General features: G+C 63.1%; 13 protein-coding genes and 1 pseudogene. 2 read left to right on the top strand and 12 right to left on the bottom strand.

The features are described from left to right. Window positions 1-30: 30 nt before the first annotated feature. From truB to rimP, 6 genes are all read right to left on the bottom strand, one after another. Entirely contained in the window at window positions 31-993 is a 963-nt protein-coding gene (gene truB / locus AC0L3N_RS02070; protein WP_473545193.1) for a tRNA pseudouridine(55) synthase TruB, read from the bottom strand. Next, window positions 993-1430, bottom strand: coding sequence for a 30S ribosome-binding factor RbfA (rbfA, locus tag AC0L3N_RS02065; protein ID WP_473545191.1), 438 nt, complete (start codon window positions 1428-1430; stop codon window positions 993-995). Before rbfA ends, truB begins: the two co-directional genes overlap by 1 nt. 231 nt (window positions 1431-1661) lie before the next feature. Continuing rightward, on the bottom strand, window positions 1662-4226 hold the full coding sequence (infB, locus tag AC0L3N_RS02060) for a translation initiation factor IF-2 (protein WP_473545189.1): 2565 nt from the start codon (window positions 4224-4226) through the stop codon (window positions 1662-1664). Further along, window positions 4223-4873: an RNA-binding protein gene (locus AC0L3N_RS02055; protein WP_473545291.1), complete on the bottom strand. Its 651-nt coding sequence runs from the start codon at window positions 4871-4873 to the stop codon at window positions 4223-4225. The genes infB and AC0L3N_RS02055 overlap by 4 nt, the downstream gene beginning before the upstream one ends. A gap of 38 nt (window positions 4874-4911) precedes the next feature. Continuing rightward, window positions 4912-6507, bottom strand: coding sequence for a transcription termination factor NusA (nusA, locus tag AC0L3N_RS02050; RefSeq protein ID WP_352951398.1), 1596 nt, complete (start codon window positions 6505-6507; stop codon window positions 4912-4914). 47 nt (window positions 6508-6554) lie between these two features. Beyond that, window positions 6555-7199, bottom strand: coding sequence for a ribosome maturation factor RimP (rimP, locus tag AC0L3N_RS02045; RefSeq protein ID WP_473545187.1), 645 nt, complete (start codon window positions 7197-7199; stop codon window positions 6555-6557). Between the two features lie 298 nt (window positions 7200-7497). Here rimP and AC0L3N_RS02040 point away from each other — a divergent pair, with 298 nt between their 5' ends. Then, entirely contained in the window at window positions 7498-7662 is a 165-nt protein-coding gene (locus AC0L3N_RS02040; RefSeq protein ID WP_077377234.1) for a hypothetical protein, read from the top strand. Window positions 7663-7742: 80 nt separating this feature from the next. Here AC0L3N_RS02040 and trmB read toward each other — a convergent pair whose 3' ends face one another. From trmB to AC0L3N_RS02015, 5 genes are all read right to left on the bottom strand, one after another. Further along, window positions 7743-8444 carry a tRNA (guanine(46)-N(7))-methyltransferase TrmB gene (gene trmB / locus AC0L3N_RS02035; RefSeq protein WP_473545185.1) on the bottom strand — a complete coding sequence of 234 codons (702 nt, stop codon included), beginning with the start codon at window positions 8442-8444 and terminating at the stop codon, window positions 7743-7745. Between the two features lie 11 nt (window positions 8445-8455). Then, complete coding sequence (gene metK / locus AC0L3N_RS02030; protein WP_095488070.1) at window positions 8456-9745, bottom strand: methionine adenosyltransferase; 1290 nt, start codon at window positions 9743-9745, stop codon at window positions 8456-8458. Between the two features lie 372 nt (window positions 9746-10117). After that, window positions 10118-10537, bottom strand: a complete 420-nt coding sequence (locus AC0L3N_RS02025) for a helix-turn-helix domain-containing protein (protein WP_123146516.1) — start codon at window positions 10535-10537, stop codon at window positions 10118-10120. Between the two features lie 137 nt (window positions 10538-10674). Continuing rightward, complete coding sequence (gene lnt, locus AC0L3N_RS02020) at window positions 10675-12267, bottom strand: apolipoprotein N-acyltransferase (RefSeq protein ID WP_473545183.1); 1593 nt, start codon at window positions 12265-12267, stop codon at window positions 10675-10677. 331 nt (window positions 12268-12598) lie between these two features. Further along, entirely contained in the window at window positions 12599-13297 is a 699-nt protein-coding gene (locus AC0L3N_RS02015) for a winged helix-turn-helix transcriptional regulator (protein WP_123147392.1), read from the bottom strand. Between the two features lie 123 nt (window positions 13298-13420). Between AC0L3N_RS02015 and AC0L3N_RS02010 the strand changes: the two genes are divergently transcribed. Continuing rightward, window positions 13421-14890 (top strand): FAD-binding oxidoreductase, encoded by a 1470-nt coding sequence (locus AC0L3N_RS02010; protein ID WP_473545181.1) that lies wholly within the window; start codon window positions 13421-13423, stop codon window positions 14888-14890. Between the two features lie 278 nt (window positions 14891-15168). On the opposite strand, the pseudogene AC0L3N_RS02005 reads toward AC0L3N_RS02010, so the two are convergent. After that, window positions 15169-15643: pseudogene (locus AC0L3N_RS02005) on the bottom strand (VOC family protein).

The raw sequence follows: 15643 nt of genomic DNA, 5'->3' as shown, positions 1-15643 counted from the left end.
CTACGTCTGATCGAGATTAGACGACGGGACTCACCCGGCAAAGACCCGCTTCGGCTTGAACATGCCTTGTTCGACGGCGCCGATGGCGACCAGCTTGCCGCGCGCCGTAGCGCAAGCTTCCTCGGCTTCCACCGGCGCGTCGCGGCCACGGATGATGACCGGATTGCCGAGGCGGATTTTTGTTGCAGCGTCGTCGCTGATCGCGATTTGCGGCAGGCAGTCGAGCGCGGCTGATGTGTCGACCAGAAGCGCATCGATGGCGTCGAAATTGACCGGCACCGTGTCCGCTGAATCCGAACGTTCATCGCCCTGTTCGCCGAATCGAGCGGCTTCCAGCTCGGCGATGGTGACGAAGTCTTCCTGCGTGAACGGCTCGACCTCGATCCGGCGCAGCTCGGCGATGTGACCGAAACAGCCGAGGTCGCGGCCCATGTCGCGTGCCAGCGACCGCACATAAGTGCCCTTGCCGCATTCGACCTCGAAAATGGTGCGATCAGCACTGTGCTCAATCAGGTCGAGACGGCCGATCTCGACCTCCCGCGCCGGGATGTCGACCGTCGCGCCGTCGCGGGCAAGGTCATAGGCGCGCTCGCCTGCGATCTTGATGGCCGAAAATTGCGGCGGCGTTTGCATGATGACGCCGGTATATTTCGGCATCAGCAAAAGCACATCGGCTTCCGCCGGACGCTGGTCGGAGCTTTTCGTCACCGGCCCTTCGAGGTCATCGGTCGAACGCTCCTCACCCCAGGCAACCGTGAAGCGGTAGACCTTGCCGCCATCCTGGACATAGGGCACGGTCTTGGTCGCTTCGCCGAGCGAAATCGGCAGCATGCCGGAAGCGAGCGGGTCGAGCGTGCCAGCATGGCCGGCCTTTTCCGCCTGGAACAACCATTTGATCTTGGAGACGGCTTCGGTCGAGCCCATGCCGACGGGCTTGTCCAGCACCAGCCAGCCGGAGATCGGCCGGCCCTTCTTCTTGCCGCGACGCGCCACTATTTTTCGTCCTTGTCGTTGTCTTTATTCTGATCGTCAATCTGGGCGTCTGGGCCGAGATCGCGCGCCACTTCGGGCGAGTGCAACAATTCGTTGATCTTCTGGAAATTGTCGTAGCTGGTATCGAGCCGGAAGCGGAATTCCGGCATGTACTTCATCTGCCGGAGCGCGCCGGAAACGCGGCCGCGGATGAATTTCGCATGCTTGTTGAGCGCCTCCACCACCGCATCGGTATCACTGGCGCCGAGCGGCGAGACGAAGGCGGTGGCGATTTTCAGATCGGGCGACATGCGCACTTCCGAGACCGAAACCACGGCGTTCTCGACCAGCGGATCGATGATCTCGCCGCGTTGCAAGGTTTCCGACAGCGCATGGCGCACCTGCTCGCCGACGCGAAGCATGCGCTGGGATGGACCTGACGTGGTTGAACGGGGCATTTTTCTCTATCCTGAAATCGTGAGGCACGGGATGGGACCGCGCCGCATGTCTCATATGCTTTAGAGCCTGACCCATCCCGATAAGAATCGGAATGGATCAGGCTCTATCTTTTTGTTTGACCATGATCTTCTCCGAAAACCCGATTCCACTTTTCGGGATCATGGTTTGGGCGGCAGCCTTTCGACCACCGCCCGGTCTCAGTAGATGCTCGAACTCAAGTTGCTCGAAACTCAGAGCGTCCTGGTCACCATCTCGACGCGGAAGCACTCGATGACGTCGCCGACGCGCATGTCTTCGTAGTTCTGGAAGGCCATGCCGCATTCCTGGCCGCCCGGGACTTCCGCGACTTCGTCCTTGAAGCGCTTCAGGGTCTTCAGCGTGCCTTCGTGGATGACGACGTTGTCGCGGATCAGGCGAACGCCCGCACCGCGCTCGACCTTGCCTTCGGTGACACGGCAGCCGGCGATCTTGCCGACCTTGGTGATGTCGAAGATCTCGAGGATCTCCGCATTGCCGATGAAGGTCTCGCGACGCTCCGGCGACAGCAAGCCGGAGAGCGCCGCCTTCACGTCATCCACGAGGTTGTAGATGATCGAGTAGTAGCGGATCTCGATGCCCGCAGCCGCGGCAGCAGCACGCGCCTGCACATTGGCGCGGACGTTGAAGCCGATGATCGCGGCACCCGAGGTTTCCGCCAGCGACACATCGCTTTCGGTGATGCCGCCGGCGCCCGCATGGACGATACGCGCACGCACCTCGTCGGTGCCGAGCTTGTCCAGGGCCGCGCTGATCGCCTCGATCGAGCCCTGCACGTCGCCCTTGATGACCAGCGGGAATTCCTTCAGCCCGCTCGTCTGCAGTTGCGACATCATCTGTTCGAGCGAGCCACGCTGGCCGGCATGCTTGGCCACCGCCTTCTCACGCGCCAGACGCTGGCGGTATTCGGTGATCTCGCGGGCGCGGGCTTCGTTGTTGACCACGGCGAAGCGGTCGCCGGCCTGCGGGGTTCCCTGCAGACCGAGCACCTCGACCGGCATCGCCGGCGGCGCTTCCTTGATCTGCCCGCCGCGGTCGTTGACCAGCGCGCGCACCCGGCCCCATTCGTTGCCGGCAACGAGGATATCGCCAGGCATCAGCGTGCCGGTCTGGACAAGCACGGTGGCGACGGGGCCGCGGCCCTTGTCGAGCTGGGCTTCGATGACGACGCCCTCGGCGGTGCGGTCCGGATTGGCCTTCAGGTCGAGGATTTCGGCCTGCAGCAGGATCGCTTCGAGCAGCTTGTCCAGATTGGTACCCTTGGTCGCCGACACTTCGACGTCCAGCACCTCGCCGCCCATCGATTCGACGAAGACTTCGTGGCGCAGCAGTTCCGAACGCACCTTCTGCGGGTCGGCATCATGCTTGTCGATCTTGTTGATCGCCACGATGATCGGAACGCCGGCCGCCTTGGCATGGCTGATCGATTCGATCGTCTGCGGCATCACGCTGTCGTCGGCCGCCACCACGAGGATGGCGATGTCTGTCGCCTGGGCGCCGCGGGCGCGCATCGCCGTGAAGGCGGCGTGGCCGGGCGTGTCGATGAAGGTGATCTTATGACCGTTCTTCTCGACCTGATAGGCGCCGATATGCTGGGTGATGCCGCCGGCCTCGCCGGACACGACATTGGCATTGCGGATGGCATCGAGCAGCGACGTCTTGCCGTGATCGACATGGCCCATGATGGTTACCACCGGCGGACGCGGCTCGAGATCTTCGGGACGATCGGCGATGTTGAACAGGCCTTCCTCGATGTCGGACTCGGCGACCCGGCGAACCGTGTGGCCGAATTCGGTGGCGACCAGCTCGGCCGTGTCGGCGTCGATGACGTCGCCCGGCTTCAGGATCTGGCCCTGTTTCATGAAGAACTTGACCACATCGACGGCGCGCTCGGACATGCGCTGCGCCAGCTCCTGGATGGTGATGGTTTCGGGCAGTATCACTTCGCGCATGACTTTCTCGCGCGGTTCATTATGCAGCGCGCGCTTGAATTTCTCCTGGCGCCGACGCATCGACGACAGCGAACGCGCTCGCGCATCCTCATCGGAAAGTGCGGCATTCAGCGTCAGCTTGCCGCGGCGGCGATCTTCCTCGCCCTTGGTCGGCTTGGCCGGACGCGCCACTTCGGGCGTGACCGGACGGCGCACCGGCGCTCCGGCGCCGGTGCGCTTCGGCTTGACGTCCTCGTCGTCGACCGTCGCCAGTTCGGCAGCCAGCGGCGCGCGGCGGCGCGCCTCTTCCTCGGCACGCCGGCGGGACTCCGCTTCGGCCTGCAGCCGGGCTTCTTCCTCGGCCTGGCGGCGCGCGGATTCCTCGCGCTCGCGACGGCGGCGCTCTTCATCCTCGGCGCGGCGCTTGGCCTCGTCGATGGCGCGCTGGCGATCCTCGACGTCGCGCACCTTCGAGCCCTCAAGGGCCCGGCGGCGCGCCTCCATCTCATTGCGCGACAATTCGTTCAGCACCATGCCGCCGCGTTCGACAGGCGGCAGAGGCGGCGGCGCCTTGGGCGCCTCCTGCACAACGGACGCTGCCGCGACCGGCGCCTTCGGCGTGAAGACGGACGGGGCAGCGGCCGGCTCCGGCTTGTCACCGGGCAGCGAGAACTTGCGCTTCTTGGTCTCGACCACGACCGCCTTGGTGCGGCCATGCGAGAAGCTCTGGCGCACGGTGCCCTGTTCCGTACCGGGGCGCTTCAGCGTCAAAGTCTTCTTCGGCGTAACACTCAACGTCTTGTCGTCGCCCGATTTCGTATCGTTCATTCCATATCCTCTGCGGCATCATCTTCGTCAGCAACGGCCGCAAGCATTGCCAGATCGTCCGGGGAACCGCCCCGATACCGGTCGAGCGCAACCATGCGCTTCTTGACCGCCCTGCCCGCGTCTCCCGCGAGAACGGCAGCATGTATCACATTTGTACCCCCCAATGCCAAGCTCAACTCGGCCTCGGAGAAAAGTTTGTAGGCAGGGATGGCGGGGCCGCCAAGGTGGACGGTTGCCCGTCGCGCCTGACTGATCTTGCGGACGCCGTCATCTGACGCCTCGGTCGCATGCAACACGAAAAGCGCCAGCCCACCACGTACCGCGCTCTCGACCTTAGTGGCGCCGAGCGCGATCGCGCCTGCCTTGCGGGCAAGACCGAGCATGCCCAGAGCGGATCTGGAAAGCAGCCCGTCTACCATGCCGCCAAGATCGGTCGGCACAGTCACCTGCGCCTTGAAGGCGCGAGCGAACAGGTTTTTCGCTGCCGCCTTGTCGATATGTAGGCGGTCGGCGGTCACCCAGCAACCGCGGCCGGGGAGGTTTTTCTTGATATCCGGAACGACGGCCGAATCCGGGCCGACGACGAAACGGATCAGTTCATCCGATTCGGCCTGTCTGCGCGTGACGATGCAAGTGCGATCGTTCATCTCGTCCAAGGGCGGGTTGTGTGCGATGCGGTTTCACCTCACGCACCAACGGCTTCGTCAGCCGTCACGTCTTCGGCTGCAAGCTCGTCTTCGGTGATCCAGCCGGCCTTGAGGCGGGCGGCCAGAACCATCTGCTCGGCATCGGCACGCGACACGCCGTGACTGGCGAGCACGCCGGGGAACACCTTCGTCTCGCCGTCCTTGCGTTCCTTCCAGCCGGTCAGGTCATCGGCCGCATAGCCGGCGAAATCCTCGATCGTCTTCACGCCGTCCTCGCCGAGTGTCACCATCATGGCGGTGGTCACGCCGGGAATCTCACGCAGCTCGTCCTTGACGCCCAGCGCCTTGCGCTTCTCGTCATGCTCGGCTTCGATCTTCTCCAGATACTCGCGGGCGCGGGCCTGGATTTCCGAGGCGGTGTCCTCGTCGAAGCCGTCGATCGACGCGATCTCGTCAGCATCGACATAGGCGACTTCCTCGACGCTGGTGAAGCCTTCGGAGGCGAGCACCTGGCCGACCATCTCGTCGACGTTGAGCGCATCCATGAACAGAGCCGAGCGTTCGACGAACTCCTTCTGGCGGCGCTCGCTCTCCTCCTGCTCGGTCAGGATGTCGATATCCCAGCCGGTGAGCTGCGAGGCGAGCCGGACGTTCTGGCCGCGGCGGCCGATGGCCAGCGACAGCTGGTCGTCCGGCACCACGACCTCGATGCGTTCGGCGTCCTCGTCGAGCACGACCTTGGCGACTTCCGCCGGCTGCAGCGCGTTGACGATGAAGGAAGCGGCCGAAGGCGACCACGGAATGATGTCGATCTTCTCGCCCTGCAATTCGCCGACCACCGCCTGAACGCGGCTGCCGCGCATGCCGACGCAGGCGCCGACCGGATCGATGGAACTGTCACGCGAGATGACGGCGATCTTGGCGCGCGAACCCGGATCGCGGGCGACCGACTTGATCTCGATGATGCCGTCGTAGATTTCCGGGACTTCCATGGTGAACAGCTTCGCCATGAACTGCGGATGGGTGCGCGACAGGAATATCTGCGGACCGCGCTGCTCGCGGCGCACGTCATAGACATAGGCGCGGACGCGATCGCCATATTTGTAGTTTTCGCGCGGGATCAGCTCGTCGCGGCGGATGATCGCCTCGCCGCGGCCGAGATCGACGATGACATTGCCGTATTCGACGCGCTTGACGGTGCCGTTGACGATCTCGCCGATGCGGTCCTTGTATTCGTCATACTGGCGGTCACGCTCGGCCTCGCGCACCTTCTGCACAATGACCTGCTTGGCCGACTGGGCGGCGATGCGGCCGAAATCCATCGGCGGCAGCTGTTCGGCAATGAAGTCGCCGAGCTGGGCGTCGGGATTGCGCTCGCGCGCCGAGGAAATGGCGATCTGCGTCGCATAGTCGTCGACCTTCTCGACCACCTCCATCAGCCGCTGCAGCTTCATCTCGCCGGTATTCGGATTGATGTCGGCACGGATGTTGGTTTCCTGGCCATAGCGCGAGCGCGCCGCCTTCTGGATCGCATCGGCCATGGCGGCGATGACGATCGACTTGTCGATCGACTTTTCACGCGCGACCGCATCGGCGATCTGCAGCAGTTCAAGCCTGTTGGCGCTTACAACCATCGTTTTTCTCCCGAGCTTGTTGCCGAGCCTTGCGCCCGGCAGCCCAATCACATTTCCTGTTCGGTTTCATCTTCCGCGCCCGCTTCTACGCCCTCTGGCGCGTCTTCGGGTTCGCCGCGGCGCTTCTTAGCTTCCTTGCGCGCCCTGTTGTCCTTCGACAGTGCGTCGCGGATAAGGTCGTCGGTCAGGATCAGCCGTGCTTCGGCAATCGCACCGTAGGGCACACGCACCGTCGGCTGTTCGCCATAGGCCGCCTTGTCGCGCTCGATCAGCACGCCGTCCGCGTCGCTCTCGGCGATCTTGCCCTTGAAGCGCTTGCGGTCGGCGACAAGGACCGAGGTTTCCATCTTCACCAGATGACCCGTCCAGGTCGCGAAATCCGACTTACGGACCAGCGGCCGGTCGATACCCGGCGACGACACTTCGAGATGATATGCCTTTTCGATCGGATCATCGACATCAAGCGCAGGCGACACCGCCCGGCTGACCTCTTCGCAATCCTCGACGGTCATGGTGCCGTCCTCGCGCTCGGCCATGATCTGCAGCGTCAGCCCGTTCTGGCCTGTCAGATGCACCCTGACAAGGCGGAAGCCGATGGCACGCAGCACCGGCTGCACGATCAGCGCGATGCGCGCATCGATGCCGCTTTCGCGGATGATGCGGTCGTCGCTGTCGGGTACCGTTGCCGTCATTCTATTCCTGTCGCTTCATTGGTGGTCGGAAGGTAATAAAAAAGAGCGGGACCGGGTGGACCCACTCTTCGCCATACCGACCAAGAATTTGAGCTTGATATAGACGATCGCGGCCGTCGTTTCAAGTCCGCATGCGTGGCCCGTATGCAGGGCCGGGCGAAACTGCCGAAGGCGGCAGCCTTGCACAGAACGCATAGCGGCCATGCGGCGACATCCCTGTGATATCAGGCAATACGCGCCTATTTATGTTGCGCTGCACAAATTCAATCACGCATTGCAGCGGTGAAAGGGCATAATCATGACCAACCGCAAGGTTTTCTCGGCCATCGGCGATTTCTTCACCGTGTTCGGCAGCGCCGTCGCCGCTTCGCACGCCGTCGAAGCCGGGCGCAAGCCGCGCGCGCACGATCTGCGCAATCTCGGCATGGATCCGGCCGCCTTCAACAAGATCGGCCGCTTCTAAGACCGGCGATGCAGGGCGAGGACATCTTTGGTCCTCGTCGACGGCAAAGCGCGCGATGCGCGATGCTTAACGAAATATGCCTATCTTCGGACGAAGGTGAGATAGGCCGGCCGCCGGCCTTCGCGAATGGCCTTCGCCTCGTAGCGGGTACCCGGCCAGCCCTCATAGGGCCGCTGCCAGTCGGCTGCCTTTTCAGCCTGCCACGCAAACGCACCATGTGCCCGGCAGTGCAGCAGCGTCCAGTTCACATAGCTATCGATATCGGACGCAAAGCGGAATTTTCCGCCTGACTTCAGCACGCGGGCGAGACGGTCGAGATTGACCGGACTGACGAAGCGGCGCTTCCAGTGTTTCTTCTTCGGCCAGGGATCGGGATAGAGCAGGTCGATACCGTCGAGCGAGGCTTGCGGGAGCCAGTCGAGCAGGCGTGTGGCGTCGTCGTCATAGACCCGAAGATTGGCAAGTGGCCTTTTCATGACCGCCATCATCAGCTTGGCCATGCCGTTGACGAAAGGCTCGACGCCGACAAAACCGGTCTCAGGAGCCGCCGTCGCCCGATGCAGCAGGTGCTCGCCGCCGCCGAAACCAATTTCGAGATGAATGGCGCGGACATCGGCTTCGAACAGGCTGCGCAATTCGGCCGGCGGTCCAGCCGTCAGATCGAGCCGGTAGGTGCTGAAGCCGCTTTCCAGTGCCGCTGCCTGCTGCGGACGGATGGTCTTGCCGCGCCGGCGACCGAAAAATGCTTCGGTCGCACGGCTTGGCCGGTCTTTCGGATCCATGGACGCCGCGGCTAGGCCGCGACTGCTTCGGCGGGCGCTTCGGCGAGTGCATCCTTGAGCGCCTTGGCGAGGTCGGTCTTTTCCCAGGAGAAGGACCCGTCGCGGCCGGCCTTGCGGCCGAAATGGCCATAAGACGACGTCTTGGCGTAAATCGGCTTGTTGAGATCGAGGTGACGGCGGATGCCGGACGGCGACAGGTCCATCACGGTGCGCAGCGCCTGCTCGAGCTTTGCCTCATCGACCTTGCCGGTGCCGTGCAGGTCTACATAGACCGACAGCGGCTGGGCGACGCCAATGGCATAGGAAAGCTGAATGGTGCAGCGATCGGCGAGCTTGGCGGCCACCACGTTCTTGGCGAGGTAGCGTGCCGCATAGGCTGCGGAACGGTCGACCTTGGTGGTGTCCTTGCCGGAAAAAGCACCGCCGCCATGGGGTGCAGCACCGCCGTAAGTGTCGACGATGATCTTGCGCCCGGTCAGGCCGGCGTCGCCGTCTGGCCCGCCGATGACGAATTTGCCCGTCGGGTTGATGTACCAGTTGCAGCTGTCGGCGATCTTCAGCTCGCCCAGCGCCTCGCGGATATAGGGTTCGACGACGTTGCGGACCTTCTTCGAATCCCAGCTGGCGTCGAGATGCTGGGTGGACAGCACGATTTGCGTCACTTCCGCCGCCTTGCCGTCGACATAGCGGACGGTGACCTGGCTCTTGGCGTCCGGCCCGAGCCGGCCGGCATCCCCGTTGCCCTCATGGCGCGCGGCGGCCAGCAATTCGAGGATCTTGTGGCTGTAGTAGATTGGTGCCGGCATCAGATCCGGCGTCTCGCGGCAGGCATAGCCGAACATGATGCCCTGGTCGCCGGCCCCTTCCTCGCCTTGCCGGTCGGAGGCATTGTCGACGCCCTGGCCGATATCCGGCGACTGGCCGTGCAGCAGAACCTCGATCTTTGCCGTCTTCCAGTGGAAACCGGCCTGTTCATAGCCGATTTCGCGGATCGCCTTGCGGGCGGCCGACTTGAATTTCGCTGGATTGACGAGCGGATGACCGGCGGCATCCATCAGGATGTTGCCGGCCTTGTCTTTCTTGAGCAGCGTCTCGGGGACGCGCACCTCGCCAGCGATGACGACGCGATTCGTGGTTGCCAACGTTTCGCAGGCGACGCGGACCTTCCAAGGGTCCATGCCGGTCTTTCTGGCCTCGCGATAGACCAGATCGACGATCTCGTCGGAGATACGATCACAAACCTTGTCGGGATGACCCTCGGCAACGGATTCCGAGGTGAATAGATAGTTTTGCCGCGTCACGGGTGTCCCCTCTTGAAAAAATATCGGCACGCTGCCGATTGGCGCGCCACGTGTTAGCTGTGCCGGGCGGCGCTCGTCAAGCGGTGCGGTCATTCTGGTGTAAAAATCGCGCTATTATCTTATACCAACTGCGACCGGCTGTGACCGGCGGCAGGATGCCGCCAGCGTGCCTTAGCTCCAACACGTGCTTAGCTTCAACACGTTGACGAAAAAGACTTTGAGCATGGGCGTCGAGCAAAATCGATCCGCTCTCCGGCATGCCTATGGGATGTAAATTCCACGATGCGCGAGATCGCGAGAATTTGCCTGCCCCGCTATGACGGCCTCGCCATTTCCGGCTTTTCAAGGGCCCGCCAACTCAATCGGCCCAAATCAATCGACTTCGTCGGTGGAAAGGGCCTTCACAAGCTCGATGATCTTGCGGCGTATCTTCACGTCGGCGATCTTGACGAAGGCCCGGTTGAGTTGAAGACCTTCAGGAGTGCCGCAGAATTCGACGGCAAAAGCCATTGATGCATCCTCGGCAAATCCGCGGTTGCCCACGGTCTCCTGGCCCGGCGCGTCCTCGAAAAAGAAAGCGACGGGAACGCCGAGTATCGAGGCGATTGCCTGCAACCGGCTGGCGCCAACGCGATTGGTCCCCTTTTCGTATTTCTGTATCTGCTGAAACGTTATGCCGAGATTCTCGCCCAGCTTCTCCTGACTCATTCCCAACATATTGCGACGAAGCCTGATGCGACTTCCGACATGGATGTCGATAGGATTCGGCTTCTTCTTGTTTTCTTCTGCCATTTTTTCCTCGCCGAATTTTTCCGGCTTTTTGTGTTTTTCTGCCCAAACGAAGCCGGCGGCCAGTGCCCCAACACAACGACGTACCGACTTCGAGAAATTTCAGGCCGTTACAGTATGAGTTTCTAATGTGTCGACTGTCAATTCGCCCGTAGCTTTTGCCTTACATTCAATGTGAAAGCGGCCAGGGCAAACAGCAACAAGATCAGCAGTCCGTTAATGCGTCTTTGGCTGGAAGAAACGATGGCTTGATTGGAAATCGGAACATGGACATCGACGGCTCCGCGTGCGTCGATCGCCAGTGCATCGAGGATGCGCCCGCGCGGATCGACGACAGCGGAGATGCCGTTATTGGCTGCACGCAACAAGGGCACCCCGTTCTCCACAGCACGAACCTGCGCCTGCCTGAAATGCTGGTATGGACCCGGCGTGTCACCGAACCACGCGTCGTTCGTGACATTCACAATAAGCTCAGCTGACGCAGCGTCAATCGCCACCAGATCGGGAAAGATGACTTCATAGCAAATGAACGGAAGCACGCGGATGCCACCGGACAGCGTGATCGGATGCCGCTCATTGCCGGCCGCGTAGGTCGTCGGCCCAGCGACGAGCTGTTTGAGTCCTAAGCGGCCAAGCAGGTCGGCAAAAGGCAGATATTCGCCAAAGGGCACCAGATGAACCTTGTCGACAGCATCTGCGATTTCACCCTTGTCGTCGATCGCCACCACCGAATTGTAGTACCGCCTGTCGGCATCTGCCGCCGAGCCGCCCTCCTCCCGGACGACGCCGGCGATCAGCATCTGGCCGTCGCCAAGCATCTCTCCCAGCGCGGTCAGCGCATCGGGACGTTCGGCGAAAAAAAACGGCACGGAGGTTTCCGGCCACAGAATCAATTGCGGCTTGTCATGGCCGGCCTGCGGCGCCTTGGCCGAAAGCCCCATGAGCGTGGCGAAGATCCGGTCGGGCACCGAAGCGTCCCACTTCTCGCTGAGGTCGACAGCCGGCTGCACGATGCGGACGTCGATTGCGCGGGTTGCGGGCTCGACCTTGGCAGCAAGCCTGACATAGCCGAAGCCGACATGGGCCGCGACGAGAACGGCAAGCAGTGCAGCTCCCAGGCGGACATGCCGGCCCGCCGCAAGCAGGGCCGGCAGTGCAAAGACGAAGACCGCCAGCGCGTTCATGCCGACCATGCCGGTCACCGACACGCTCTGCATAAGCAAGGGCACCGGCATCGCCGCGTAGCCGACGGCATTCCACGGGAACCCGGTGAAAAGAAAATCGCGCAGCCATTCCGCCAGGCCGAAGCCGAAGGCAAGAGCGGCGATGCGGCCGATGTCGTTGCTCCACAGCAGCCGGGCAACCGCTGTTGCGAAACCGTAGAAAAAGGCGAGTGCCAGCGGAATTCCGACCACTGCGAAGGGAAGCGCCCAGGCGAAACTGTCGGCCTCGACCAGAAGTGCCGAGCCGATCCACCACAGGCCGGCGAGAAAATAGCCGAAGCCGAACCACCAGCCGATGGCGAAAGCCGGTCGCAAACGCCGGAACCAACCATCGGAAGCTTCGCCGGTCGCACCGTCGAGAAGCCAGACCAGCAGCGGAAACGAAACGAAACCGACGGCGAAGAAATCGTAAGGCGCCTGGGCAAGAACCGCCAGCGCCCCGGCAAGAAACGCCACAAGGGCGCGACGCCAACCCCACAGCAGAATTATCCGGCCGGCCAGGCGCTTCATCAATGCTTCCGAGTCGTTCGAATCACGGCAGAAGATTTATCAGGCCGCAGTCCACGCTCCAAACGGCCACCGCTTCAGCCAGCGTACCGGATTGAATTTCGGCTCGCGACCCGTTGCTGTCATTCGCAATCGTCGAGCCAATGGCAAAACACTGGATGTCTTCGGACCTTGGTAATACGCCTGCTCTCGGCATCAGTGTTTCGAATTATGTGAATATCAGACGATCGGCAATCCGGCGGCTTTCCATTCCGGATAGCATGTGAGGTATGGGAGTTTGTTCACGTCACACGCCGGCGGTGCGGTGCCGCATCGGGAGGCCGCATCCGGAATGTCAACCTGCATGACTCGTGACGGTGCGGGAGACCGGCATGATGTGAGCGAACATGCTGCGGGCGTTCCAGGTCGGGAAGGCTCTTGCGAGCGACAGGTCGCCGTCTAGCTGGATTCGGTCCTCGCGGGTGGCTTGGGACCAACTGAGCTGGCCGGCGTGCCATTTGACGAAAGCTTCGGCTTCCGCCGTGATGTAGAGGTCCTCGTCGAAGCCAGGGTAAGTTTTGCAGATCTCTGTGTCTCCGAGCTCGATGAGTAGCCAATAGCGCTCCCGGTGTGGGCGGCCGGTGAAGTCGAAGCGGATGACGACGCGTCGATCCGGGAGCCGGTCCCGGCGGAGCGCCTTGCACATCGACCACAGGGCCACAAAGGGGTCTAGGTGCTGGGGGGCGATCTCGAGCCAATGCGCGCCCCACTCGCCGAGCGACTGGCAGACGGTGAAGAGGTCGTGGCCCGCCGACGTGAGCTCGTAGTGGCGCCCGCGCCCGTCTGGCTTGGGATTCGACTCGACGACACCGACCCATTCGAGCTGCTTGAGCCGCTCTGAGAGCAGGGTACGGGAGAGTCCGGGCGCGCCCTCCAGGATCTCGCTGAAGCTTCCGCAGCCAAGGTACAGGTTGCGGATGATCAGCGGCGTCCAGCGCTCGGCGAAAATCTCGGCGCCACGGGCGATGGGGCAGTACTGGCCGTATGTCCTCATGACGGACGTCCTCACAACAGCAGTGTTGCGCATCCGCCTCCGATTGTGGAGTCCAGATTGTTGACTATACGGCAGCGGCCCGCCGTGGTCCGATGTGGCCTCTCTCGACGTGAGGAGGACACGATGACGACACCTATGACGACAACAACGTACGCAGAAGCCCACCACGGGAGCATGCAGCCAACCGTCGTGGAAATCGACGGGTTCCGAGGCCGGCTGATCAATGCCAGCCACGCCGACTACGATGTCGCCCGTGCAATCTGGAACGGCGCCATTGACCGGCGCCCGCATCTGATCGCCCGATGCATCGGGACCGCCGACGTGGTCGCGGCCGTGCGCTTCGCTCGCGACCACGATCTAGAGATCGCCATACGGGGCGGAGGCCACGGCGTGGCGGGCACCGCCGTTTGCGACGACGGGATCGTCATCGACCTCTCGGCGATGCGGGGCGTGCGGGTCGATCCCGCCGGCCGCAGGGCGTGGGTGCAGGGTGGCGCGCTGTGGGGCGACGTCGACCGCGAGACGCAGGCCCGCGGCCTGGCCACCACCGGCGGAATCGTGAGCCATACCGGAGTCGCCGGGCTCACCCTCGGCGGTGGCATCGGCTGGCTGATGCGCAAGCATGGCCTCGCGGTCGACAACCTCCTCGCCGCCGACGTCGTGACGGCCGACGGCGAGCGGCTGCGGGCGTCCGAGGACGAGCACCCCGACCTGTTCTGGGCGTTGCGCGGCGGCGGCGGCAACTTCGGCGTGGTCACCTCGTTCGAGTTCCGCCTCCACCCCGTCGGGCCCACGGTTCTGGCCGGGCCTATCCTCTGGGACGCGAGCGACGCCGGGGAGGTCCTCCGTTTCTACCGCGACTTCATCCGCGACGCTCCCGACGATCTCGGCACGGTCGTAAAATTCTGCACCGTGCCGCCTCTATCGGTCATTCCCGAGGAACTGCACTGGCGCCCGGTGGTGATGGTGGGCGCGTGCTACGCCGGGCCGATCGAGGACGGTGAGAAGGCGCTCCGCCCGCTCCGCACATTTCGGACTCCCCTCCTCGATCTGGCCGGGCCCAAGCCGTACGTGGTATTCCAGAGCGCGCTCGACTTGACCGTCCTCCACGGTTGGAACTACTACTGGAAGGCCACCCACCTCCCCGCGCTCCGCGACGACCTCATCGACGTGATCGCCGGGCACGCATTCTCCTGCTCGTCGCCACGGTCGTATGTGGCAATGTTCCATCTGAAGGGGGCGGTGAGCCGAGTGGCCGAGGGCGCGACGGCGTTCGGGAACCGGCAAGCGTCGCACGCGATCATCGTCCACGCTGCGTGGCGGCCCGGCGAGGACTTCGGCGACCGAGAGACGGCCTGGACGAGGGGGTTCCTCGCCGCTCTTGGCCGCTTCCGCGAAGGCGTCTACGTCAATTTCCTCGGCGGCGACGAAGACCCGGGCCGGGTCCGAGAGGCGTACGGCGACTCCGTCTTTGACCGGCTGGCTGACGTGAAGTCCTCGTACGACCCCGACAACGTCTTCCACCATAACCAGAACATCCGCCCGGGGCTGAGTGCCGGTGTGAGCGGTTCCGACGGCGCGGGCGATACTTGATAAATTTGGGGTGGTGTTGGATGGGTGCGACGCTGCCGGAGGCGCCTGGGCGAGTGCATAACCGGGCGCTAGGGCTGCGCGGCCGTGAATGACCGGTATCGGCGCATCTTCCCAATTGAGCACAGGCGTGGGAACTTCCGCTCACCAACCGTAGCGGAAATTTGCGGAATCGAAGATTATGCGCTGATGCACGACTACAATGTTGAATATCGAAGGCTGCGCGAAGCGGGTTTCTCCGGCTGGTCGGGAGCCACCATTGATTGTTGGGTAACGAGACGCTATTGGTGCCAGCCTTCGATGTGTAGATCGCCCAGCCGCTCAGCCTCCTCGCGTGGAACGGAGCGTACGGTCTGGGAAAAGGTCCAGACGTGACCTTCAGGATCGCGCGCCCTGTACTGCCGTTCACCGTAGAACTGGTCAGCAGGCTCCTGGACGATCTCGGCTCCCGCCGCCCTTGCACGATCGCAGTGGGCATCAATGCCGTCCTTGAGGCGCGCACAGACCGACTGACTGCGTGTTCTTGCCCGCGACCGACGCGGGGCTGGCGACATGGTCGGCCCATTCGGCATCGACGATGATATAGCCGTCACCGAACCGCATCTCGGAGTGGACGAGCCTGCCATCAGCGTCGCCGACCACCATGCTTGGCTCGAATCCGAAAGCCTTTTCAAGCCAGATCAATGCGGCGCGCGGATTCTTGTAGAATATGCCAGAGCCCAAGGTTGAGTGCTTGAACGGATCGTCGACCGTCAT

The sequence above is a fragment of the Mesorhizobium sp. WSM4807 genome (assembly GCF_055811615.1).
This window is presented reverse-complemented; position numbering and strand designations above follow the sequence as displayed.